Here is a 21,705-nt window from a genome sequence, read left to right as displayed (position 1 = left end):
AAATGTTATGTCTCAGATTAGTCGCTCGGCTTTGGTTCCTTACAGTGCAGAGCAAATGTTCAGGTTGGTAAATGATGTTGATGCTTACCCGGAGTTTCTTCCAGGCTGTACTGGTAGCCGTGTTCTCGAAGCCAGTGAACAACAAATGACAGCATCCGTGGACGTCTCAAAAGCAGGTATCAGCAAAACTTTTGTAACCCGTAACACATTGACCAACAATCAAAGCATACATATGCAGCTGGTTGACGGGCCGTTCCGCAAACTGACAGGTGGCTGGATATTTACTGCGTTAAGTGAAGAAGCATGTAAAGTTGAGCTGAATCTTGAGTTCGAATTTACCAATCTGTTAGTGGAAATGGCCTTTGGAAGGGTCTTTAAAGAGCTTGCCAGTAGCATGGTTCAGGCTTTTACCCTTCGGGCTAAAGAGGTCTACAGTGCCTGATATCGCGGTCGAAGTTGTTTATGCTCTTCCGGATAAACAGTATCAGCTTACAGTCAATGTGGCAGAGGGCTGCACCATTGAGCAGGCGATTAAACTATCCGGACTTCTCGAATTAAGAAGCGAAATCGATCTTTCCAGCAACAAAGTAGGAATATTTAGTCGTCCGGTAAAACTTTACGATGAGGTTCACAGCGGCGATCGAATTGAAATCTATCGTCCTTTGCTGGCAGATCCAAAAGATCTGCGCCGTCAGCGTGCTGAGCGAGCGAGCAAAAAATAAGGCGCTTTCTGCGCCTTATCATTCCTGACTTTTCCCCGCCATTCATCAGCTTTATCGTAAAAATCAGCCTTTTTTGCTGGTCAGATTGGGTTTGTTATCGATGTTAGTCAGCTTACCGTTACTGTCAAAAGTTAGCGTCAGCGTCTGCTGAGTGACAGGTTCATGTCCTGGTTCCTGACGGAAAACGTAATACCAGACGTTGCTCCCAAACGGGTCACGCATCATTGGGGTTCCCAGCGTATAAGCCACCTGCTGTTGCGTCATTCCGGTATGAATTTTAGAAACGTCGTTTGCAACAAGATAGTTACCCTGATTGATGTCTGGCCGATAAACCACACGTTCCAGAGTGGAACATCCTGTAGTCATCATTAGAAGAACCACCGCAGCAGCAGTCAGCGTTTTACAGCGCATAAGTATCTATATTCCTTTTAAGGCCAACAATCTGGCTGCATCGAACAGTCACGACGATAACAGCATAAGAAGTCGATGATAATAAACCTTTCCGCAGTTTTAAACCTCTGCGAATTAAGCTTATGACCACAGCTGCCTTAAAAAGTGCAACATCAGGCAGCTAAAAGCTCTCTGGCATTTGCCAGTGCGTTACGGGTCACTTCACTTCCACCCAGCAAACGTGCGAGCTCCTGCAAGCGGGCACGTTTATCAAGAGGCCGCATATGCGTTTCTGTCATCTCACCATCCGTCTCTTTACTGACGAAGAAATGATGATTACCGCAACCCGCAACCTGTGGCAGATGGGTGACACACATTACTTGGGTAGACTCACCCAACTGCCGCAGCATCTTCCCGACTACCGCTGCGGTTGGTCCGCTTATGCCCACATCAACTTCATCAAAAATCAGTGCTGGGGTATCCATTTTACGTGCGGTAATGACCTGGATCGCCAGCGCGATACGCGAAAGTTCACCCCCGGAGGCCACTTTTGACAGAGGTTGAAGTGGCTGACCGGGATTGGTGCTGACCCGAAAATCAATGCGGTCTGCGCCTTCCGCTGTGAGCTGATCGGGATTAAAAACGATGTCGATGCCAAGCTGTCCATGCGGCATTGACAGGGCGTGCATACTTTCGCCAATCAACTGGCTGAGTTCCTGTGCATAGTGAACGCGGCGCTGGTGCAGCGTTTTAGCATGGTTCAAGGCGAGATGATGATGTTGTGCGGCAATTTGTGCCAGATTTTCCTGGTCGCTTTCCTGCTGATTGAGCAGTCCCTGCTCCTGCAACAATTGCTGATGAAAGCCCGGGAGTTCTTCCGGAGTAATGTGATGCTTGCGTGCCAGGCTAATCTGTCGTGACAGGCGTTGTTCCAGTTCATACAACCGGTTAGGATCCAAATCAAGATGTTCGCAGTAATGGCGAAGCTCATCGCTGGCTTCACTGATTTGTATTGCAGCCTCATCAAGCAGGGTACAAATCCCGCTGAGTTTATTATCCATGCCGACCAGTTCAATCAGCATTTGTTGGGTAATATAAAGCTGATTTTGTAAGGTACAGTCCTCGCCATCAGCCAGTAGCATCAGCGCTTGCTGGCTGGTGGATAACAGTTGTCCGCTATTAGCCAGCCGTTTGTACTCTTCATCAATGGACTCGTATTCACCCAACTGTGGGGCAAATTCATTGAGTTCTTTCAACTGATATTGCAACAGCTCGCGGCGGGCTTCACGTTCCTGCGACAGTTGCTGATGCTGTGCCAGCAAACGACAGCTCTGATTCCACTGGCGATAGCTGTCAGCCATTTCCTGCAACAGCATATTTTCACCCGCATAACCATCCAGCAAGGTCTTTTGATGTTCAGGCTTAAGCAGTAGTTGGTGGGCGTGTTGGCCGTGAATCTGAATAAGCAACTGACCAAGTTCACGAAGTTGTGAAAGAGGAACGGCAGTGCCATTAATGAAGCTTCGCGAGCGGCCATCGCTGCTAATTACACGGCGTAACAGGCATTCGCTTCCTTCATCAAGTTCATTAGCAGCCAGCCATTGTAAAGCCGTTGGGGTGTCTTTGAGGGTGAAACTGGCACAGATGTCAGCTCTGGTGGCTCCACGGCGCACCATGTCTGCTTCTGCACGACTTCCCAGACACAAACTCAACGCATCAATTGCAATCGATTTACCGGCTCCTGTTTCGCCGGTGATTGCTGTCATGCCGCGTTGAAAGTCGATTTCAAGTTCACGAACAATCGCAAAATTACTGATGGTCAGTTGTGCCAGCATAATGAATATTCCTGTATGAATACACAGATATGATTTTTCATACAGTATATACTGGTTTTATAACCAGTAAAGTGGCTGGCGTTGATTTTCAAAACAATTTTTTTGACCAGTTAAGCTTGGAACTTAATGTGTTGAAATAATTATAATTTTGCGGATGGATGAGATTAAGATGATCATCATTTCTGCGAATCAGCACATCTTCGCCCTCCTGAATGGGCAGGGCAATCTGACTGTCACAGCTGACTTCCAGATCGCTGCGCATGTGAGAGAAGCGTAGTCGGATAGTGCTGCTGCTGTTGATAACCAAAGGACGGGCTGAGAGCGTATGCGGAAACATCGGCACAATTGCTATTGCGTCCAGGGAGGGAGTGAGAATAGGGCCCCCCGCAGAGAGTGAATAGGCAGTAGAACCGGTTGGTGTTGAGATGATCAAACCATCAGATCGCTGTGAAAATGCAAAAGTTTCATCAATATACACTTCAAACTCAATCATATGAGCGACTTTGCCCGGATGCAGCACCACTTCATTTATTGCGGTACCAATTCTTGGCTCTCGTCCCTGGCGGCAGACCTGTGCTTCCAGTAAAAAACGGCTTTCGGTGATGTATTTGCCTTCCAGTACGTCTGCCAGTTGTTGTTGAGCATTGTCAGGGTCGAGATCGGTGAGAAAGCCCAAATTTCCCCGGTTGATACCAATTACTTTAATATCGTAGCGCGCAAGCACGCGAGCGGCACCCAGCATATTTCCATCACCACCCACCACGACCGCCAGATCGGCACGTTGGCCGATTTCAGCCAGGGTTCCGGTTGCAACATCAGAAAGGTTCAGCTCACGGGCAATTTGCTGCTCAATGATCACCTGATATCCTTTAGCCGTCAGCCAGCGGTAGAGCATCTCATGAGTGGTCAGCGCAGTGGGATGGCGTGGATGTCCCACAATACCAATGCAATTGAAAAGATTGTTCATCATGCTGGTGTTCCTCGTTAAGGTAAACTACCTCAGACAATGTGATGGGTTCACTTGAAACCGCAATTCTGATCCCCATAATAAGCGAACCAGCGAGATGAATGTGCACAAACGCGGAGAATTTCATGAGCAGTAAAGAACAGAACACACCAAACGAGCAAGTCTCAGACGATATGGAGATGGCGCAGGCGCAACAACAGGAAGCGGAGACAACTGAAGGCGTGGATCTGCGTGACGAGCGTATTGCTACATTAGAAGCTGAACTGGCACAGGCTCAGGGCGGTGTACGTGAAGCACAACTTCGTGCGCAGGCAGAAATTGAAAATATTCGCCGCCGTACCGAACAGGATGTAGAAAAAGCACACAAATTTGCTTTGGAAAAATTTGCTAATGAGCTGCTGCCGGTGATTGACAGCCTGGAACGTGCGCTGGAAGTCGCAGACAAAGAAAATCCTGAACTTACCGCTATGGTTGAAGGAATTGATCTGACTCTGAAATCACTGCTGGGCGCAGTAGGTAAGTTTGGTGTTCAGGTTGTCGGGGATATTAACGTTCCTTTTAATCCGGACATTCATCAGGCTATGTCGATGATGGAATCCGCCGATGTGGCACCGAATCACGTTTTGATGGTAATGCAGCGTGGTTACACACTGAATGGTCGCTTGTTGCGTCCTGCAATGGTGGCGGTATCCAAAGCTAAAGCTTGATCACTCGCCTTTTCAGGGTTTAATGCCGGTTTTATCAGTGTTAAACCCTGACCCACCCGCTTGTTATGGCAACACGGGTTTCCAGTCTACCGGCTGTTCACCATGTTCAACCAGCCACTGGTTGGTTTTTGAAAAGTGGGCGCAGCCAAAAAATCCCCGATGAGCAGATAAAGGCGATGGGTGAGGGGCCTGCAATACACAATGGCGCTTTCTGTCGATGATGGCTCCCTTCTTCTGTGCGTGAGAACCCCACAATAAGAACACGACGTCTTCACGATGCTGATTAATTGCGGCTATTACATTATCAGTGAAGGTTTCCCAGCCAAAACGTGCATGCGAGTGTGCATGACCGCCTTCCACTGTCAGAACTGTATTGAGCAACATCACCCCCTGTCTGGCCCAGCTTTCCAGAAAACCGTGATCGGGGCGTTTGAAGCCGGGAATATCTGTTTCCAACTCCTTATAGATATTGAGCAGCGAGGGAGGCACGGCAATGCCCGGCAGAACGGAAAAAGATAAGCCATGTGCCTGATTCGGGCCGTGGTAGGGGTCCTGGCCCAGGATCACAACTTTCACCTTACCCAGCTCGGTCAGACGAAAAGCGTTAAAAACGTCTTTTTGCGGTGGATAAACTGTTTTGCCTGCGGCCCGTTCTTTTGCTACCGATGCCAGCGTTTCGATGAAGTAAGATTTTTCTTTTTCCTGTGCCAGCACATCGTGCCAGGTCAGCGCATTGACCATTTCTGCCTCCTTAGGGGTAACCAGAGCGTAGCTTAACGCGGATTCCTGGCGGCGCAAAATTAAAATAAAATTGAAATTTACAAAATTATTTTTAGCGAAGCGGTTGTGAAAATTGAGTCAAATCAAAAAGTTGATTGTCGGGCAACTCTCAATGCGTAGGCGTGATTGATTCAGATCAAAATCATCCTTTTCTCATGCTGATATACAGCTCTGATACGGTTTAAGTTTTCACCTGATTTAACTCGCTGATCATTTCAGCACTGAATAGCCTGGGAGGCATAACATGATTACCGGAGTTCAAATTACCAAAGCAACCAATGCTGCATTGCTGAATTCATTCTGGCTGCTTGATGATGAGAAAAATGAAGCTCGCTGTGTTTGTGCTAAAGCAGAATATAGTGAAGACCAGATTGTGCCTGTCGATCAGCTTGGCAAGTTTGAATATCGCGAAGTTCCTCTGGAGGTGAAACCTCAGGTGCGTGTTGAAGGTGGTCAACATCTGAATGTGAATGTTCTGCGACGTGAAACACTGGAGGATGCCGTTAAACATCCTGAGAAATATCCACAACTGACTATCCGTGTTTCCGGATATGCCGTGCGTTTTAATTCTTTGACTCCTGAACAGCAGCGGGATGTTATTGCTCGTACTTTTACTGAAAGTCTTTGATATCGCGGAAATAACAACGGAATCATTAATCATTTACGGCTGGTGCAATCTCGTATAGCGGCAGAGTAGCAGGGGATTCAACTTAGCTGTGCCAGATACATATATCGAATTGAAGGATCTGGCAGACATTAATGATTCCGTTAACTGACGTTGTCATCTCTCAAGTCAGAAGCCGTCTCATATCATTGTTGGTGGAGAGGCGTTCGGTATGAGTAATTATAAGAATGTGCATTACTGTTTTTTTACCAGGCTTCATTGGCGGGTAATTATTTTTTGATGCCCGGGAAATATCTCCGCTAAACCGCAGACAGCCGCCGCGAAGACGGCTGAGCGGGTTTATTCCTGATCGGCAGGAACAATGTTTTCGCTCGGGTAGCAGCCAAGTACCTTGAGTGATCGGGTGATAGTAGCCAGTTCGCGCAAAGCCTGCTGTACCGCTTCGCTGCGCAAATTACCCTGAAAATCAATGTAAAACATCTCTTCCCACGGGTTACCATTAATAGGACGTGATTCCAGTTTGCTCATTGGCAGATTATGCTTTTGTAACACCAGAAGCGCTTCTACCAGTGCACCTGCTTGTTGACCTGTTGCCATGATCAATGTGGTTTTTGCCGGAACTTGCTGTGTGACTTCTACGGGTTTACGGGCGAGAACAATGAAGCGGGTGAAATTGTGTTTCTGGTTTGCCAGACCTCGTTCCAACACCTGCAATCCATACAAATTACCGCCAGCTTCACTACCCAGCGCGGCCACCTTTGGTGAATTCAGCGTGGCGACTTTCTCCATTGCCGCTGCGGTACTTTCGGTATATTCAATTTTCCAGTGCGGATAGCGATGAATAAACAGGCTGCATTGTTGAAAAGGCTGAGGATGGCTGTAAACCGTGTCGATTTGTGCCAGATCGGTAGTATCAGAAACCAGTACACAGTGGTCGATTGGGATGGTCATTTCACCGACAATGGACAAACTGGTTTGCTGTAAAAGGTCATAAACCTCATTAATTGAACCTGAGCTGGTGTTTTCGATTGGCAGAACTGCATAGTCTGCCTGCCCCGTTTCTACCTGTCTAAAAATATCACGAAAGTTCAGGCATCCGCTTTCAATAACATTATCAAAGTGGCGGGTTGCATACTGACGTGATGCCAGGTGGGAGTAAGAACCTTTGGGACCAAGGAAGGATATACGCGCCGAATGCGCACAGGTTTTATTCAGGTGTTTTTGCAGTAAAGCCTGCTGGGTTAAAACTGAGTCTTCAATAATCAGTTGGAAGAGACGGGTGATGTAGTGTGCATTCAGATTGTGCGTTTTAGCTTGTATTATGAGGTTTTCCAGAAGCTCCCTTTCTCGCTCAATGTCGCGAATAGGGCGATGTGTGGCCATTTTAGCTGTCGCCACCTCAATTGCCAGTTTCCGGCGACTGGCCAGTAAGTCCAGTAGTTTGGTATCCAGTGCGCTGATCTTTTCACGCAGGCTCAGCAAAGGATTTTCATCGGTCATAGTGCTACCTGTCAGATGTTCATAAAAAAAAAAGCCTCCCGCTGGGGAGGCTTAGTTGTTCGTCTTCGCATTCTTACTTAAATGACGAATAGCCTCCCAGTCAGGGGAAGGTAAAAAAGAATGCGAAGAAAAACAGCTGTTTTTTCATAATAATGTCCATAGTACCTGAGTACTTAAAATAACCGCTGCAAATTCTTTCTGTCAATAAAAAACGCGCCCTGAGGCGCGTTATCCCATTTATCAGGTTATTCTTCGTCTACAACGCTAAGATCCTTCACGCTGGCTGCTGCGCGTCGCGCCTCACCTTTATGCTGAACTTTGTTCAGCTGGCGTTCGAGTTTGTTGATAAGTTCATTGATAGCCGTGTACATATCATCATGTTTGGCGCTGGCAACCAGGGGGCCATTAGGTGTGTTGATGGTCGCATCGGCGACAAATTCTTTCGGTTCTTTCGAAAGAACAATGTGAGGATTGATCAGATGAGTTTGCCATTTTTCAAGTTTGGCAAGACGATCTTCGACATGCTGGCGGATAGCCGGAGTGATTTCCATTTGCTTGCTGGTAATGTTCAGAACCATATATGCCTACCTCTCTGTCATTTCCGTCGAATGTAGATTCAGCATACCCGCAAAAAGGAGGAAATGTATGATTCAGATCGCATTTTTTTGTCACTTTTTGTCAAGCATACAAAATTTGCGAGATCTGCTGATAATTGGAGGCTCTGGCCTTGTAGGACAGAACATTGCAGTGCATTATGGGTAAGTTAACTCAGGAAGAAGGGTATGACTGATGCTCTGTCTGAGGAGAAAAAGCAGCCAGTGGCTGCTTTTTTTGTAGTTAAGTGTGGTCAGAATAAGAATGCCATCCGCATCTGAATGGCATTACATTAGTCAACCCACTGGCTTACTTATATCATGCTTTGTTCAGCGCGATAATTTTTGCCACTTTCTCCGCTTCGGCGTTTAGCTGTAGCTGGCGGTAAGCATTTTCCATCAAAGGCAGGGCTTTGCGAGTAGCCTGTGTATCGGGATAGTCTTTCATCATTTGTTCTACCCGGTTGACGACGGCAACATAAGCTTCGCGCATAGTGTAGAATTGCGCAACGGATAATTCATACTTTGCCAGGCGATCTTTCAGGTATACCAGACGCTTTCTTGCATCTGTCGCGTACTGGCTGTTTGGATAGCCACGCAGCAACTGAGAGAAGTCATGGAAAGCATCACGTGCGTGGGTGGGATCGCGATCGGAACGATCAATACCAAAAAAGCCCTGTAATGCGCTGTCATCAAGCGCCATGTCAGTCAGACCACGCATGTAAATAACGTAATCAATGTTTGGATGGGTTGGATTCAGACGCATAAAGCGGTCAATTGCGGCCTGCGCCAGCGGCAAATCGGCATTTTTGTAGTAAGCGTAGATCAGGTCCAACTGAACTTGCTGGGAGTAAGGTCCGAACGGATAGCGATTGTCGAGTGCTTCCAGTTGCGTTATTGCTCCTTTAAAGTTACCGTCCTGCAGTTTTTGCTGGGCAGTGGCATAAATCTCAGAAGGCGGGCTATCGGGCACCGTATCCTTCGAGCCGGAACAACCCGCTAATGCCAGGCTCAACGTGGCTGCAGCCACCAGATATTTCATACGCGTCATGACGATTTGATTATCCTCAGAGTGTTATTCAGGAAGCTGTCCATATAGCTCCCGATAGTGACCAGGTACAATAGCACATTATATTAAACGGCATTGCCGTGAAAACCCAACGTTAACGAAGAAGCTGTTTATGGCACAACAAGTAAAACTCAACGCAACGGTCTCCGAGTCGCAACTCGGACAACGCTTAGATCAGGCTTTGGCCGAATTGTTCCCGGATTATTCAAGATCTCGCATAAAAGAGTGGATTCTTGACCGTCGCGTCGAAGTGAATGGCGCAATTATTGATAAACCTAAAGAAAAAGTGCTCGGTGGTGAACACGTCGCTATCAACGCGGAGATTGAAGAGGATGTACGCTGGGAAGCACAGGACATTCCACTGAATGTGGTTTATGAGGATGATGATATCCTGGTTATCAATAAGCCTCGAGATCTGGTGGTGCATCCGGGCGCAGGCAATCCTGATGGAACGGTGCTGAATGCCTTGCTTCATCTTTATCCTGCTATTCGCGATGTCCCCAGAGCGGGAATAGTACATCGCCTGGATAAAGATACTACCGGCCTGATGGTTGTAGCCAAAACAGTGCCAGCTCAGACGCATCTTGTGGAGTCGCTGCAATTACGTGAGATTACGCGAGAGTATGAAGCGGTTGCAATTGGCAGGATGACTGCGGGGGGCACGGTGAACGAACCGATTAGCCGTCATTCCACCAAACGGACCCATATGTCTGTACATCCAATGGGAAAACCAGCCACTACGCACTATCGCATTATGGAGCATTTTCGTGCTCACACACGTCTGCGGCTACGGCTGGAAACTGGGCGTACGCACCAGATTCGTGTTCATATGGCGCACATTAATCATCCGCTGGTGGGTGATCCTCTTTATGGCGGCCGCCCACGTCCTCCGAAAGGTGCCTCTGACAGTTTCATCTCTGTTTTACGTAAATTTGATCGTCAGGCGCTGCATGCCACAATGTTGCGTCTGTACCATCCAATTACCGGTATTGAAATGGAATGGCATGCACCATTGCCGCAGGATATGGTTGACCTGATCGCGGCATTGAAAGCTGATACCGAAGAGTTTAAAGATCAACTGGACTGGTAATGAATCTTATTATCCCTCAATGGCATGCGCCGGCTGACGTGCGGGCAGCATCGACCACGCGTGCAGGCGGCGTCAGCTGTTCGCCATGGGATGCGCTTAATCTGGGGGCGCATGTGGGCGATAACCCCAGGGATGTGCAGTTTAACCGCCAACGTCTGGTGATGCAGGCAAAATTACCTGCTATGCCAGTGTGGCTGGAGCAGGTTCATGGTGCCCGGGTGCTTCACATAAAGGCGGGACAGCCAGATTCATTGCAGGCTGATGCTGCATACACACGTGAGCGTGGGGTGGTGTGTGCGGTAATGACCGCGGACTGTCTGCCAGTGCTGTTTTGCTCACGAGACGGTAAAGAAGTTGCCGCAGCCCATGCAGGATGGCGTGGATTGTGTGCTGGTGTTCTGGAAGCCACACTGGATGCTTTTAACGCGCCTCCACAAGATGTATTTGCTTGGCTGGGGCCCGCCATCGGGCCAACTGCTTTTGAAGTTGGACCTGAGGTGCGTGACGCTTTTCTGGCACAAGATTTAACCTCTGGCGCGGCATTTCGTCCTGCTGGCGAAAAATATTATGCCGATATCTGGCAACTGGCCCGCATCCGACTTGCCCGCAAAGGTGTGCGGAATATAACGGGTGGCGGGCTTTGCACCGTATCAGAATGGCAGCAATTTTTCTCTTTCCGACGCGATGGTGTCACTGGCCGTATGGCAAGTTTCATCTGGCTGATATAACCTGTCGCCATAAGACGGTCCGGATTGATGTATTTTTCGCCAAAATGTTCGGGTCATTAACTTGAAAATTTGAGGGACGACCTCATTTAATCTCCAGTAGCAATTTGACCTGAATGGGGGAAATTATGCGTCTGGACCGTCTTACTAATAAATTCCAGCTTGCTCTCGCTGATGCCCAGTCTCTGGCTCTCGGGCACGACAACCAGTTTATCGAACCTCTCCATCTGATGAGTGCACTTCTCAGTCAGGATGGTGGATCCGTCCGGCCTCTGCTTACCACCGCTGGTGTTGATGTGGCCTCACTTAACAGCAGTGTGCAACAGGCTATCTCCCGGCTACCTCAGGTGGAAGGAAGTGATGGCGATGTCCAGCCTTCTGCCGATTTAGTCCGCGTACTTAATCTTTGTGACAAGTTGGCGCAAAAACGCGCCGACAATTTTATCTCATCTGAGCTGTTTGTTCTGGCAGCCCTCGACTCGCGTGGCTCGCTGGCGGATTTGCTGAAATCTGCGGGTGCAACCAGTGAAAAGCTGACACGGGCTGTAGAACAGATGCGTGGGGGAGAAAACGTGAACGATCAGGGTGCCGAAGATCAGCGGCAGGCATTAAAAAAATACACCATCGATCTGACCGAAAGGGCAGAGATGGGCAAACTGGATCCGGTTATTGGTCGCGATGAAGAGATCCGTCGCACCATCCAGGTATTGCAACGGCGAACCAAAAATAATCCAGTGCTGATTGGTGAACCCGGGGTGGGTAAAACGGCCATTGTTGAAGGCCTTGCTCAGCGAATTATCAATGGCGAGGTGCCGGAAGGCCTGAAAGGCCGGCGCGTGCTGGCTCTGGATATGGGGGCACTGGTGGCTGGTGCTAAATATCGCGGTGAGTTTGAAGAGCGTCTGAAAGGCGTACTTAATGATCTTTCTAAGCAGGAAGGCAACGTTATTCTGTTTATCGATGAGCTGCACACCATGGTTGGTGCGGGTAAAGCCGACGGGGCGATGGATGCAGGAAATATGCTCAAACCCGCTTTAGCGCGTGGCGAATTGCACTGCGTGGGTGCCACCACGCTGGACGAATACCGTCAATATATTGAAAAAGATGCTGCCCTTGAGCGTCGTTTCCAGAAAGTTTTCGTCGCTGAGCCGGGCGTGGAAGACACTATCGCCATTTTACGCGGTTTGAAAGAACGTTACGAATTACACCACCATGTACAAATTACCGATCCGGCAATCGTTGCAGCGGCTACGTTATCGCACCGCTACATTGCCGATCGTCAGTTACCTGATAAAGCCATCGACCTGATTGATGAAGCGGCTTCCAGTATTCGTATGCAGATTGACTCGAAACCGGAATCTCTGGATCGTCTTGAGCGCCGCATAATTCAGCTCAAGCTGGAACAGCAGGCACTCAAAAAGGAATCGGATGAAGCCAGTATTAAGCGCCTCGATATGCTGGAAAGCGAGCTGACGCAAAAGGAGCGGGATTATTCTGAGCTGGAAGAAGAGTGGAAAGCGGAAAAAGCCTCTTTATCAGGTACTCAGACAATAAAGGCTGAGCTGGAACAGGCAAAATTATCGCTGGAGCAGGCACGTCGTTCTGGTGATTTGGCGCAAATGTCGGAGCTGCAATACGGAAAAATTCCTGAACTGGAAAAACAGCTTGCTTCAGCAACTCAGTCAGAAGGCAAGACAATGCGCCTGTTACGCAATCGTGTAACAGACATTGAAATTGCTGATGTACTGGCGCGCTGGACCGGGATCCCGGTAGCCCGCATGATGGAGGGAGAGCGGGATAAATTATTACGTATGGAGCAGGAACTACACAAAAGAGTTATTGGTCAGGACGAAGCGGTTACTGCGGTTTCCAATGCTATCAGACGCAGCCGTGCCGGACTGGCCGATCCAAATCGTCCGGTTGGTTCATTCCTGTTACTTGGACCTACGGGAGTCGGTAAAACTGAGCTTTGTAAGGCGCTGGCTAACTTCCTGTTTGACAGTGATGATGCGATGGTCCGCCTCGATATGTCTGAGTTCATGGAAAAACATGCGGTTTCGCGTCTCGTCGGGGCACCTCCAGGGTATGTAGGCTATGAAGAAGGGGGATATCTGACAGAAGCTGTGCGTCGCCGCCCTTACTCAGTGATCCTGCTGGATGAGGTAGAAAAAGCGCATCCGGATGTTTTCAATATTTTGTTGCAGGTTCTGGATGATGGACGACTCACTGATGGGCAAGGCAGAACGGTAGATTTTCGTAATACCGTGGTGATCATGACCTCGAATCTGGGATCTGATTTAATTCAGGAGCGTTTCGGTGCCCTGAGCTACGCCGAAATGAAAGATGTTGTGATGACAGTGGTTGGGCAACATTTCCGCCCCGAGTTTATCAACCGTATTGATGAACTGGTGGTGTTTCATCCATTGGGTGAAAAACACATTGCATCAATAGCCAAAATTCAGTTGCAGCGACTGTATGATCGCCTGGCAGAACGCGGTTATACGTTGCACATTTCTGACGAAGCGCTGCAAATGTTGGGTGAGAATGGCTATGATCCTGTCTATGGTGCAAGGCCACTGAAACGCGCTATCCAGCAACAGATAGAGAATCCACTGGCTCAGCAGATCCTTTCCGGTAGTCTGACGCCAGGAAAATTGATTGAAATGGATGTACAGAATGGTGCAATTGTCGCTCATCAATAACGATTAATCCGGATGGTTTTTTTCCATCAGGTTCTTCATTGTATCAATCCGGGAAGTGATATCTGAGAAGCACCGTTCGCATAAAGCGTCGGTGCTTTGTTTTCTTTCTTTAACTTAACGAAATGTCTTACTGGCTTAATTTTCACCATTCAGGATGAATTTTGAGCTGTTGAATTTTTTTTGCAGATAGCGCTTGTCAGCTCTCAGAAACTCCCTATAATGCGCCACCACTGACACGGAACAGCGGCTGAGAAGCCGGCGGGTCAGGAGGTTCAGCAACGCTGAGCCGCCGGAGAAAACCTCTTAAAAAAGAAGTTGACTCTGAAGGAGGAGAGCGTAATATACGCCACCTCGCAACAGCAGCAGCGCTGCCGGTTGCACCGCTCTTTAACAATTTATCAGACAATCTGTGTGAGCACTCACAGGATTGATATCCGCATCTTAGGATGCAAAAAAATATCAAGCCTCAGAGTGAACACGTAATTCATTACGGTTTTTCCTGAGCACCGCTTCACGAGTTGAAGCAAATCAGACTTTTAATTGAAGAGTTTGATCATGGCTCAGATTGAACGCTGGCGGCAGGCCTAACACATGCAAGTCGAACGGTAGCACAGGGGAGCTTGCTCCCCGGGTGACGAGTGGCGGACGGGTGAGTAATGTCTGGGAAACTGCCCGATGGAGGGGGATAACTACTGGAAACGGTAGCTAATACCGCATAACGTCGCAAGACCAAAGTGGGGGACCTTCGGGCCTCACACCATCGGATGTGCCCAGATGGGATTAGCTAGTTGGTGAGGTAACGGCTCACCAAGGCGACGATCCCTAGCTGGTCTGAGAGGATGACCAGCCACACTGGAACTGAGACACGGTCCAGACTCCTACGGGAGGCAGCAGTGGGGAATATTGCACAATGGGCGCAAGCCTGATGCAGCCATGCCGCGTGTATGAAGAAGGCCTTCGGGTTGTAAAGTACTTTCAGCGGGGAGGAAGGGAGTGGAGTTAATAACTTCATTCATTGACGTTACCCGCAGAAGAAGCACCGGCTAACTCCGTGCCAGCAGCCGCGGTAATACGGAGGGTGCAAGCGTTAATCGGAATTACTGGGCGTAAAGCGCACGCAGGCGGTCTGTTAAGTCAGATGTGAAATCCCCGGGCTTAACCTGGGAACTGCATTTGAAACTGGCAGGCTTGAGTCTTGTAGAGGGGGGTAGAATTCCAGGTGTAGCGGTGAAATGCGTAGAGATCTGGAGGAATACCGGTGGCGAAGGCGGCCCCCTGGACAAAGACTGACGCTCAGGTGCGAAAGCGTGGGGAGCAAACAGGATTAGATACCCTGGTAGTCCACGCCGTAAACGATGTCGATTTGGAGGTTGTGCCCTTGAGGCGTGGCTTCCGTAGCTAACGCGTTAAATCGACCGCCTGGGGAGTACGGCCGCAAGGTTAAAACTCAAATGAATTGACGGGGGCCCGCACAAGCGGTGGAGCATGTGGTTTAATTCGATGCAACGCGAAGAACCTTACCTGGCCTTGACATCCACGGAAGACCCCAGAGATGGGGTTGTGCCTTCGGGAACCGTGAGACAGGTGCTGCATGGCTGTCGTCAGCTCGTGTTGTGAAATGTTGGGTTAAGTCCCGCAACGAGCGCAACCCTTATCCTTTGTTGCCATCGGTTCGGCCGGGAACTCAAAGGAGACTGCCGGTGATAAACCGGAGGAAGGTGGGGATGACGTCAAGTCATCATGGCCCTTACGGCCAGGGCTACACACGTGCTACAATGGCGCATACAAAGAGAAGCGACCTCGCGAGAGCAAGCGGACCTCATAAAGTGCGTCGTAGTCCGGATCGGAGTCTGCAACTCGACTCCGTGAAGTCGGAATCGCTAGTAATCGTGGATCAGAATGCCACGGTGAATACGTTCCCGGGCCTTGTACACACCGCCCGTCACACCATGGGAGTGGGTTGCAAAAGAAGTAGGTAGCTTAACCTTCGGGAGGGCGCTTACCACTTTGTGATTCATGACTGGGGTGAAGTCGTAACAAGGTAACCGTAGGGGAACCTGCGGTTGGATCACCTCCTTACCTGAAGATACCTTCCCGTGCAGTGCTCACACAGATTGTCTGATAGAAAAGTAATGAGCAGGACGGCTGCGAAGTCGAGACACCTTTGTGTCCCCTTCGTCTAGCGGTTAGGACTCCGCCCTTTCACGGCGGCAACAGGGGTTCGAATCCCCTAGGGGACGCCACCTGCCTGGTGACAGGTGAAAGATGTCTCCGCCCGTATCTCAGAGCTGATTTACCGCAAGGTGAATCGGTTATGAGATACATGCTCTTTAACAATCCGGAACAAGCTGAAAATTTGAAACGACATGTTGTGGTCATTCTCCGTAATAAGAATGGCATAACGACATGTTCGGGTCTCTCAAATGCTTACAACATGCAGCGTGACTCTGTCGGAGTAACGAACGAGCAAGGTCGTGGCAAGGCGTCAGCGCGCAGCAGGGCGGAGTGGACTGATGTCCATGAGCACTGCAAGCACTGCATAACGCGGCCATGACGACGCGCAGTCGTTACGAAACCAGAAGAAAGGACGCCTGTGGGTTGTGAGGTTAAGTGACTAAGCGTACACGGTGGATGCCCTGGCAGTCAGAGGCGATGAAGGGCGTGCTAATCTGCGATAAGCGTCGGTAAGGTGATATGAACCGCGATACCCGACGATACCCGAATGGGGAAACCCGGTGCACTCAGTGCATCATTGCAGCATGAATACATAGTGCTGCAAGGCGAACCGGGGGAACTGAAACATCTAAGTACCCCGAGGAAAAGAAATCAACCGAGATTCCCCCAGTAGCGGCGAGCGAACGGGGAGGAGCCCGGAACCATCATCGGCTTGTGCATCAGTGGAAGCGTCTGGAAAGTCGCAGGATACAGGGTGATACTCCCGTACACGAAGAGGCACAGGTCGTGAGTTCGAAGAGTAGGGCGGGACACGTGGTATCCTGTCTGAATATGGGGGGACCATCCTCCAAGGCTAAATACTCCTGACTGACCGATAGTGAACCAGTACCGTGAGGGAAAGGCGAAAAGAACCCCGGCGAGGGGAGTGAAACAGAACCTGAAACCGTGTACGTACAAGCAGTGGGAGCACCTTCGTGGTGTGACTGCGTACCTTTTGTATAATGGGTCAGCGACTTGTATTCTGTAGCAAGGTTAACCGTATAGGGGAGCCGAAGGGAAACCGAGTCTTAACCGGGCGTTAAGTTGCAGGGTACAGACCCGAAACCCGGTGATCTAGCCATGGGCAGGTTGAAGGTTGGGTAACACTAACTGGAGGACCGAACCGACTGATGTTGAAAAATCAGCGGATGACCTGTGGCTGGGGGTGAAAGGCCAATCAAACCGGGAGATAGCTGGTTCTCCCCGAAAGCTATTTAGGTAGCGCCTCGTGAACTCATCTCCGGGGGTAGAGCACTGTTTCGGCCAGGGGGCCATCCCGGCTTACCGATCCGATGCAAACTGCGAATACCGGAGAATGTTATCACGGGAGACACACGGCGGGTGCTAACGTCCGTCGTGAAGAGGGAAACAACCCAGACCGCCAGCTAAGGTCCCAAAGTCATGGTTAAGTGGGAAACGATGTGGGAAGGCCCAGACAGCCAGGATGTTGGCTTAGAAGCAGCCATCATTTAAAGAAAGCGTAATAGCTCACTGGTCGAGTCGGCCTGCGCGGAAGATGTAACGGGGCTAAACCATGCACCGAAGCTGCGGCAGCGGCGCGCAAGCGTTGTTGGGTAGGGGAGCGTTCTGTAAGCCTGCGAAGGTGGCCTGTGAGGGCTGCTGGAGGTATCAGAAGTGCGAATGCTGACATAAGTAACGATAAAGCGGGTGAAAAGCCCGCTCGCCGGAAGACCAAGGGTTCCTGTACAACGTTAATCGGGGCAGGGTGAGTCGACCCCTAAGGCGAGGCCGAAAGGCGTAGTCGATGGGAAACGGGTTAATATTCCCGTACTTGGTGTTGCTGCGAAGGGGGGACGGAGAAGGCTGTGTCAGCCGGGCGACGGTCGTCCCGGTTTAAGCGTGTAGGCTGGTTTTCCAGGCAAATCCGGAAAATCAAGGCTGAGGCGTGATGACGAGGCACCACGGTGCTGAAGTGACAGATGCCCTGCTTCCAGGAAAAGCCTCTAAGCATCAGGCAACACGAAATCGTACCCGAAACCGACACAGGTGGTCAGGTAGAGAATACCAAGGCGCTTGAGAGAACCCGGGTGAAGGAACTAGGCAAAATGGTGCCGTAACTTCGGGAGAAGGCACGCTGGCGCGTAGGTGGAGGGACTTGCTCCCCGAGCCGAGGCCAGTCGAAGATACCAGCTGGCTGCAACTGTTTATTAAAAACACAGCACTGTGCAAACACGAAAGTGGACGTATACGGTGTGACGCCTGCCCGGTGCCGGAAGGTTAATTGATGGGGTTATGGGTAACCAGAAGCTCCTGATCGAAGCCCCGGTAAACGGCGGCCGTAACTATAACGGTCCTAAGGTAGCGAAATTCCTTGTCGGGTAAGTTCCGACCTGCACGAATGGCGTAATGATGGCCAGGCTGTCTCCACCCGGGACTCAGTGAAATTGAACTCGCTGTGAAGATGCAGTGTACCCGCGGCAAGACGGAAAGACCCCGTGAACCTTTACTACAGCTTGACACTGAACGCTGAGCCTTGATGTGCAGGATAGGTGGGAGGCTTTGAAGCGTGGACGCCAGTCTGCGCGGAGCCATCCTTGAAATACCACCCTTTAACGTTTGGCGTTCTAACCTTGCGCCGTGATCCGGCGCGGGGACAGTGTCTGGTGGGTAGTTTGACTGGGGCGGTCTCCTCCCAAAGCGTAACGGAGGAGCACGAAGGTTGGCTAATCCTGGTCGGACATCAGGAGGTTAGTGCAATGGCATAAGCCAGCTTGACTGCGAGCGTGACGGCGCGAGCAGGTGCGAAAGCAGGTCATAGTGATCCGGTGGTTCTGAATGGAAGGGCCATCGCTCAACGGATAAAAGGTACTCCGGGGATAACAGGCTGATACCGCCCAAGAGTTCATATCGACGGCGGTGTTTGGCACCTCGATGTCGGCTCATCACATCCTGGGGCTGAAGCAGGTCCCAAGGGTACGGCTGTTCGCCGTTTAAAGTGGTACGCGAGCTGGGTTTAGAACGTCGTGAGACAGTTCGGTCCCTATCTGCCGTGGGCGCTGGAGAATTGAGGGGGTTTGCTCCCAGTACGAGAGGACCGGAGTGAACGCACCGCTGGTGTTCGGGTTGTCACGCCAGTGGCACTGCCCGGTAGCTAAGTGCGGAAAAGATAAGCGCTGAAAGCATCTAAGCGCGAAACTTGCCCCGAGATGAGTTCTCCCTGTGGCTTTAAGCCACCCGAAGGGACGTTGAAGACGACGACGTTGATAGGCCGGATGTGTAAGCGCAGCGATGCGTTGAGCTGACCGGTACTAATGACCCGAGAGGCTTAACCTTACAACGCCAGAGGCGTTCTGTTGAGAGACAGTGAATAATTTTCAGCTTGTGACGGATAAGTAATTTGCAGGGAACGTGAGATTTTGTGCTGAGAGAAGGCGGCAGGCGAAGGAAAGGAAAGAGCATACATAAGTATGCGACTGACTTTACGAGCGCAGGCAACGCGGTATCAGGGCAAAAGAAGCGTTTTGTGCACCAAGATTTGCCTGGCGGCCGTAGCGCGGTGGTCCCACCTGACCCCATGCCGAACTCAGAAGTGAAACGCCGTAGCGCCGATGGTAGTGTGGGGTCTCCCCATGCGAGAGTAGGGAACTGCCAGGCATCAACTAAAGCGAAGACCCCGACCGTAAGGCCGGGGTTTTTTGCGTTTTTCCCCAATAAAAAAAGTGGATACCCCCTCCCGGGCCGACTTTTACCTCTGAAGGCCTCAGCGCCGGGTGCGCAGCCATGCGGCAATAAAATCAGCAATCTGCGGCGGGTCATTGAGATCCAGCAGGGGGCACGTCACCGGGATGCTACGGTCGCTGGCCTGTCCGGCAGTAGGTCCGCACACGTCACCGGCCCGGTACAGCTCCTGTGCACAAGCCTGCCAGCGTCCAGAATCAGCAATGTGCGGCGCGGGTCATTAAGATGCGGCTATGGCCGGTAATGGGGGGAACTAGCGCGAAACATTCCACAGGGCGTAGCCCGTCGCGGCCCCCGCCACATCCCAGGCGAAATCCTTCCAGCTCCAGCCTGTTCCACCAGCCCGGCTGTCATACAGCTCTTTAGCTGCGCCAAAGCTTACAGAGAACATCAGGCCGAAACTGCCACTCTGGCTGCTGCTCCAGTTTTGTTTTTGCCCCCAGGCATTACCAGCCGCAGAGATAAAAGCTGAAGAAATAAAATGCTGAGCTTTGTCTTTTCCTGTCCAACTGTCCTGAGCCATATGTGTACAACCTGAGCAGAACAGCGTCATCATCAGCCAAAATTTGCCCACGGACACTCCTTCAGAACTGGCCCAGCACGATATCAGGGCCGGGGATGTGAGGAAGCGAAAACTCAGAGAATACGGCTGATTAGCCTGTCGATGCGGATGCGTCTGAGCCTTCGAATAAGCTTTCTGACTTTGACGGGATACTCTGAAATACTTTCCAGATCGCTGAAATGGCGAACGAGAACGGTATGTTGGCGAATCAGCTCCAGTTCTTTTTCACGCTGATCGCCTAATTGCTGAAGAGGATCGTGGATCAGCACCGCATTTTCTAAATCCAGACGCCATGCACGTGGATTCAGATTGTTACCGGTAATCAACATCCACTCATCATCGACCCACATTCCTTTAAGGTGATAGCTGTTTTCGCCATCGCGCCAAAGACGGACACTCAGTTGTCCATTAGTCACGTAGTATTGTAAACGGCTGAGAAAGCGGCGCAGATTGATCTCATAGAGGTAGGGCAGAGCACCAATAATTTTAAATGGTTGATTCTGAGGGATGTAAAAATCATTCGCGGTTTTGTCACCCACAATGATCTCAACCTTCTTGCCCTGTCGTAGTAACCAGATAATGTTACGAACGAGAATGGCCGGGAGATTAAAATAGGGCGTACACAGCGTCAGTTTCTTTTCAGCACAGGGCATCAGGTGATAGATGGTTTTATTCAGCAGGCTGCGCTTACCCAGGCCAACCAACGGTGTCACTGTCAGTTGTTCGTTACCCGCATCACCATTGAAATCATAGTCAAATCCACGAAGATCCTGACGAAACTGTCGCGTCTCATTTTTTATTTCCGGACTTTTGGGCCGCTCATGCTGGTCCAGTCGATGGACCGCATCGGCCTGGATCAGATTTGTGTCTATCCAGTTGATTAAAGTATCAGCCAGCGGAGGATTAGTGATCAGCTGATAGCGATCGTAGCGATATTTATCATGCTGATGTAAATAAACATCGTTGAGGCTGGCACCCGTATAGAGCAGCGTATCATCAATAACTGAACCCTTCAGATGCAACACGCCAAGAGCTTCACGGGTATTCACCGGCACACCATAGACCGGGATGGCAATCTCAGCGTTCAAATCGGCCATTTCGCAGTACCAGTCAGCATTCGTTACGCCGCGCGCCGCGCCAATACGACCACGCTGTGCACGGTGCCAGTCAACGAGGATCCTGATATCAAGACCAGGACGGCGGCGTTTCGCTTCATAAAGTGCAGAAAGTATACTGCGCCCGCCATCATCATTTTCCAGGTAGAGTGCCACAATACAGATTCGGTACGTTGCACTGGCAATTCTCTCCAGCAGTGCCTGACGAAAGTCGGCGGGAGAATAAAGCGTGGTAAAATCGGCAACCGACTGAGACAGTTTTGGCAGTTTTGCAAGGTGCTGTTGATGTTTATTACGTTTGAATTTAGACAGCATCACAATGCGTTTCTTCTCTGTCCATGGAATGGCCTTTTGCCATAAAATCATCACCCTAACCGCGAATAGTATCATTAGTTGATGTTGGAGTGGGC

General features: G+C 50.3%; 17 protein-coding genes, 1 tRNA gene, 3 rRNA genes, 1 pseudogene and 1 other annotated feature. Of the genes and pseudogenes, 11 read left to right on the top strand and 11 right to left on the bottom strand.

The window, feature by feature from the left end:
- The first annotated feature begins 7 nt into the window (after positions 1 to 7).
- A complete protein-coding gene (locus tag AC3RPL_RS14255) occupies positions 8 to 442 on the top strand; it encodes a type II toxin-antitoxin system RatA family toxin (RefSeq protein WP_490740479.1) in 435 nt (144 codons plus the stop codon).
- Positions 435 to 722 (top strand): RnfH family protein, encoded by a 288-nt coding sequence (locus AC3RPL_RS14250; protein ID WP_490740478.1) that lies wholly within the window; start codon positions 435 to 437, stop codon positions 720 to 722. Before AC3RPL_RS14255 ends, AC3RPL_RS14250 begins: the two co-directional genes overlap by 8 nt.
- A 63-nt stretch (positions 723 to 785) precedes the next feature.
- Here the strand turns inward: AC3RPL_RS14250 and bamE are convergent, their stop codons facing one another.
- The 3 genes from bamE to nadK form a co-directional block, all read right to left on the bottom strand.
- The gene (gene bamE / locus AC3RPL_RS14245; RefSeq protein WP_034936017.1) at positions 786 to 1,133 is read right to left on the bottom strand and encodes an outer membrane protein assembly factor BamE; all 348 of its coding nucleotides are present in this window, start codon (positions 1,131 to 1,133) and stop codon (positions 786 to 788) included.
- A gap of 152 nt (positions 1,134 to 1,285) precedes the next feature.
- Positions 1,286 to 2,947, bottom strand: coding sequence for a DNA repair protein RecN (gene recN / locus AC3RPL_RS14240; protein WP_490740477.1), 1,662 nt, complete (start codon positions 2,945 to 2,947; stop codon positions 1,286 to 1,288).
- Between the two features lie 88 nt (positions 2,948 to 3,035).
- The gene (nadK, locus tag AC3RPL_RS14235; protein ID WP_490740709.1) at positions 3,036 to 3,914 is read right to left on the bottom strand and encodes an NAD(+) kinase; all 879 of its coding nucleotides are present in this window, start codon (positions 3,912 to 3,914) and stop codon (positions 3,036 to 3,038) included.
- Between the two features lie 125 nt (positions 3,915 to 4,039).
- On the opposite strand from nadK, the gene grpE reads away from it, so the two are divergent.
- On the top strand, positions 4,040 to 4,621 hold the full coding sequence (grpE, locus tag AC3RPL_RS14230) for a nucleotide exchange factor GrpE (protein WP_261641552.1): 582 nt from the start codon (positions 4,040 to 4,042) through the stop codon (positions 4,619 to 4,621).
- A gap of 63 nt (positions 4,622 to 4,684) precedes the next feature.
- Here the strand turns inward: grpE and ung are convergent, their stop codons facing one another.
- Positions 4,685 to 5,362 carry a uracil-DNA glycosylase gene (gene ung, locus AC3RPL_RS14225; RefSeq protein WP_034936012.1) on the bottom strand — a complete coding sequence of 226 codons (678 nt, stop codon included), beginning with the start codon at positions 5,360 to 5,362 and terminating at the stop codon, positions 4,685 to 4,687.
- 283 nt (positions 5,363 to 5,645) lie between these two features.
- On the opposite strand from ung, the gene grcA reads away from it, so the two are divergent.
- Positions 5,646 to 6,029 carry an autonomous glycyl radical cofactor GrcA gene (gene grcA, locus AC3RPL_RS14220; RefSeq protein ID WP_034936010.1) on the top strand — a complete coding sequence of 128 codons (384 nt, stop codon included), beginning with the start codon at positions 5,646 to 5,648 and terminating at the stop codon, positions 6,027 to 6,029.
- 336 nt (positions 6,030 to 6,365) lie between these two features.
- Here grcA and pheA read toward each other — a convergent pair whose 3' ends face one another.
- The 4 genes from pheA to bamD all read right to left on the bottom strand — a co-directional run bounded on the left by pheA (position 6,366) and on the right by bamD (position 9,170).
- Complete coding sequence (gene pheA, locus AC3RPL_RS14215) at positions 6,366 to 7,526, bottom strand: bifunctional chorismate mutase/prephenate dehydratase (protein ID WP_490740476.1); 1,161 nt, start codon at positions 7,524 to 7,526, stop codon at positions 6,366 to 6,368.
- Between the two features lie 24 nt (positions 7,527 to 7,550).
- Positions 7,551 to 7,675, bottom strand: a sequence feature (Phe leader region).
- Positions 7,627 to 7,674: a hypothetical protein gene (locus AC3RPL_RS14210; protein WP_200871605.1), complete on the bottom strand. Its 48-nt coding sequence runs from the start codon at positions 7,672 to 7,674 to the stop codon at positions 7,627 to 7,629. It overlaps the preceding feature by 48 nt.
- A gap of 96 nt (positions 7,676 to 7,771) precedes the next feature.
- Positions 7,772 to 8,104 carry a ribosome-associated translation inhibitor RaiA gene (gene raiA / locus AC3RPL_RS14205; protein WP_034936008.1) on the bottom strand — a complete coding sequence of 111 codons (333 nt, stop codon included), beginning with the start codon at positions 8,102 to 8,104 and terminating at the stop codon, positions 7,772 to 7,774.
- Between the two features lie 334 nt (positions 8,105 to 8,438).
- Positions 8,439 to 9,170, bottom strand: coding sequence for an outer membrane protein assembly factor BamD (gene bamD, locus AC3RPL_RS14200; protein ID WP_490740475.1), 732 nt, complete (start codon positions 9,168 to 9,170; stop codon positions 8,439 to 8,441).
- A gap of 130 nt (positions 9,171 to 9,300) precedes the next feature.
- Between bamD and rluD the strand changes: the two genes are divergently transcribed.
- From rluD to rrf, 7 genes are all read left to right on the top strand, one after another.
- The gene (gene rluD, locus AC3RPL_RS14195) at positions 9,301 to 10,278 is read left to right on the top strand and encodes a 23S rRNA pseudouridine(1911/1915/1917) synthase RluD (RefSeq protein WP_261641556.1); all 978 of its coding nucleotides are present in this window, start codon (positions 9,301 to 9,303) and stop codon (positions 10,276 to 10,278) included.
- A complete protein-coding gene (gene yfiH, locus AC3RPL_RS14190) occupies positions 10,278 to 11,006 on the top strand; it encodes a purine nucleoside phosphorylase YfiH (protein ID WP_490740474.1) in 729 nt (242 codons plus the stop codon). Before rluD ends, yfiH begins: the two co-directional genes overlap by 1 nt.
- Before the next feature lie 113 nt (positions 11,007 to 11,119).
- Positions 11,120 to 13,705, top strand: coding sequence for an ATP-dependent chaperone ClpB (gene clpB / locus AC3RPL_RS14185; RefSeq protein WP_490740473.1), 2,586 nt, complete (start codon positions 11,120 to 11,122; stop codon positions 13,703 to 13,705).
- A 537-nt stretch (positions 13,706 to 14,242) separates the two neighbouring features.
- Positions 14,243 to 15,784 (top strand): 16S ribosomal RNA (locus AC3RPL_RS14180).
- A gap of 89 nt (positions 15,785 to 15,873) precedes the next feature.
- Positions 15,874 to 15,948, top strand: a tRNA-Glu gene (locus AC3RPL_RS14175).
- Between the two features lie 361 nt (positions 15,949 to 16,309).
- A 23S ribosomal RNA gene (locus tag AC3RPL_RS14170) occupies positions 16,310 to 19,213 on the top strand.
- Between the two features lie 205 nt (positions 19,214 to 19,418).
- Positions 19,419 to 19,534, top strand: a 5S ribosomal RNA gene (rrf, locus tag AC3RPL_RS14165).
- Together the 16S, 23S and 5S rRNA genes with 1 tRNA gene alongside form the textbook arrangement of a ribosomal RNA operon.
- Before the next feature lie 106 nt (positions 19,535 to 19,640).
- Here the strand turns inward: rrf and AC3RPL_RS14160 are convergent.
- From AC3RPL_RS14160 to pssA, 3 genes and pseudogenes are all read right to left on the bottom strand, one after another.
- A pseudogene (locus tag AC3RPL_RS14160) lies at positions 19,641 to 19,754 on the bottom strand (molybdopterin-guanine dinucleotide biosynthesis protein B); the annotation flags it as partial.
- 117 nt (positions 19,755 to 19,871) lie between these two features.
- Positions 19,872 to 20,174: a YfiM family lipoprotein gene (locus AC3RPL_RS14155; RefSeq protein WP_490740708.1), complete on the bottom strand. Its 303-nt coding sequence runs from the start codon at positions 20,172 to 20,174 to the stop codon at positions 19,872 to 19,874.
- An 80-nt stretch (positions 20,175 to 20,254) separates the two neighbouring features.
- Positions 20,255 to 21,610: a CDP-diacylglycerol--serine O-phosphatidyltransferase gene (gene pssA, locus AC3RPL_RS14150; protein WP_490740707.1), complete on the bottom strand. Its 1,356-nt coding sequence runs from the start codon at positions 21,608 to 21,610 to the stop codon at positions 20,255 to 20,257.
- Between the last annotated feature and the right edge of the window lie 95 nt (positions 21,611 to 21,705).

The sequence above is a fragment of the Erwinia papayae genome, from assembly GCF_058241465.1.
This window is presented reverse-complemented; position numbering and strand designations above follow the sequence as displayed.

What these genes read in the sequence shown, in the direction of transcription:
- yfiH (WP_490740474.1), top strand. Translation starts at nt 10,278, where the DNA reads ATGAATCTTATTATCCCTCAATGGCATGCGCCGGCTGACGTGCGGGCA.
- grcA (WP_034936010.1), top strand. Translation starts at nt 5,646, where the DNA reads ATGATTACCGGAGTTCAAATTACCAAAGCAACCAATGCTGCATTGCTG.
- raiA (WP_034936008.1), bottom strand. Translation starts at nt 8,104, where the DNA reads ATGGTTCTGAACATTACCAGCAAGCAAATGGAAATCACTCCGGCTATC.
- ung (WP_034936012.1), bottom strand. Translation starts at nt 5,362, where the DNA reads ATGGTCAATGCGCTGACCTGGCACGATGTGCTGGCACAGGAAAAAGAA.
- AC3RPL_RS14155 (WP_490740708.1), bottom strand. Translation starts at nt 20,174, where the DNA reads ATGATGACGCTGTTCTGCTCAGGTTGTACACATATGGCTCAGGACAGT.
- clpB (WP_490740473.1), top strand. Translation starts at nt 11,120, where the DNA reads ATGGGGGAAATTATGCGTCTGGACCGTCTTACTAATAAATTCCAGCTT.
- AC3RPL_RS14255 (WP_490740479.1), top strand. Translation starts at nt 8, where the DNA reads ATGTCTCAGATTAGTCGCTCGGCTTTGGTTCCTTACAGTGCAGAGCAA.
- nadK (WP_490740709.1), bottom strand. Translation starts at nt 3,914, where the DNA reads ATGAACAATCTTTTCAATTGCATTGGTATTGTGGGACATCCACGCCAT.
- grpE (WP_261641552.1), top strand. Translation starts at nt 4,040, where the DNA reads ATGAGCAGTAAAGAACAGAACACACCAAACGAGCAAGTCTCAGACGAT.
- recN (WP_490740477.1), bottom strand. Translation starts at nt 2,947, where the DNA reads ATGCTGGCACAACTGACCATCAGTAATTTTGCGATTGTTCGTGAACTT.
- bamD (WP_490740475.1), bottom strand. Translation starts at nt 9,170, where the DNA reads ATGACGCGTATGAAATATCTGGTGGCTGCAGCCACGTTGAGCCTGGCA.
- bamE (WP_034936017.1), bottom strand. Translation starts at nt 1,133, where the DNA reads ATGCGCTGTAAAACGCTGACTGCTGCTGCGGTGGTTCTTCTAATGATG.
- rluD (WP_261641556.1), top strand. Translation starts at nt 9,301, where the DNA reads ATGGCACAACAAGTAAAACTCAACGCAACGGTCTCCGAGTCGCAACTC.
- pssA (WP_490740707.1), bottom strand. Translation starts at nt 21,610, where the DNA reads ATGCTGTCTAAATTCAAACGTAATAAACATCAACAGCACCTTGCAAAA.
- pheA (WP_490740476.1), bottom strand. Translation starts at nt 7,526, where the DNA reads ATGACCGATGAAAATCCTTTGCTGAGCCTGCGTGAAAAGATCAGCGCA.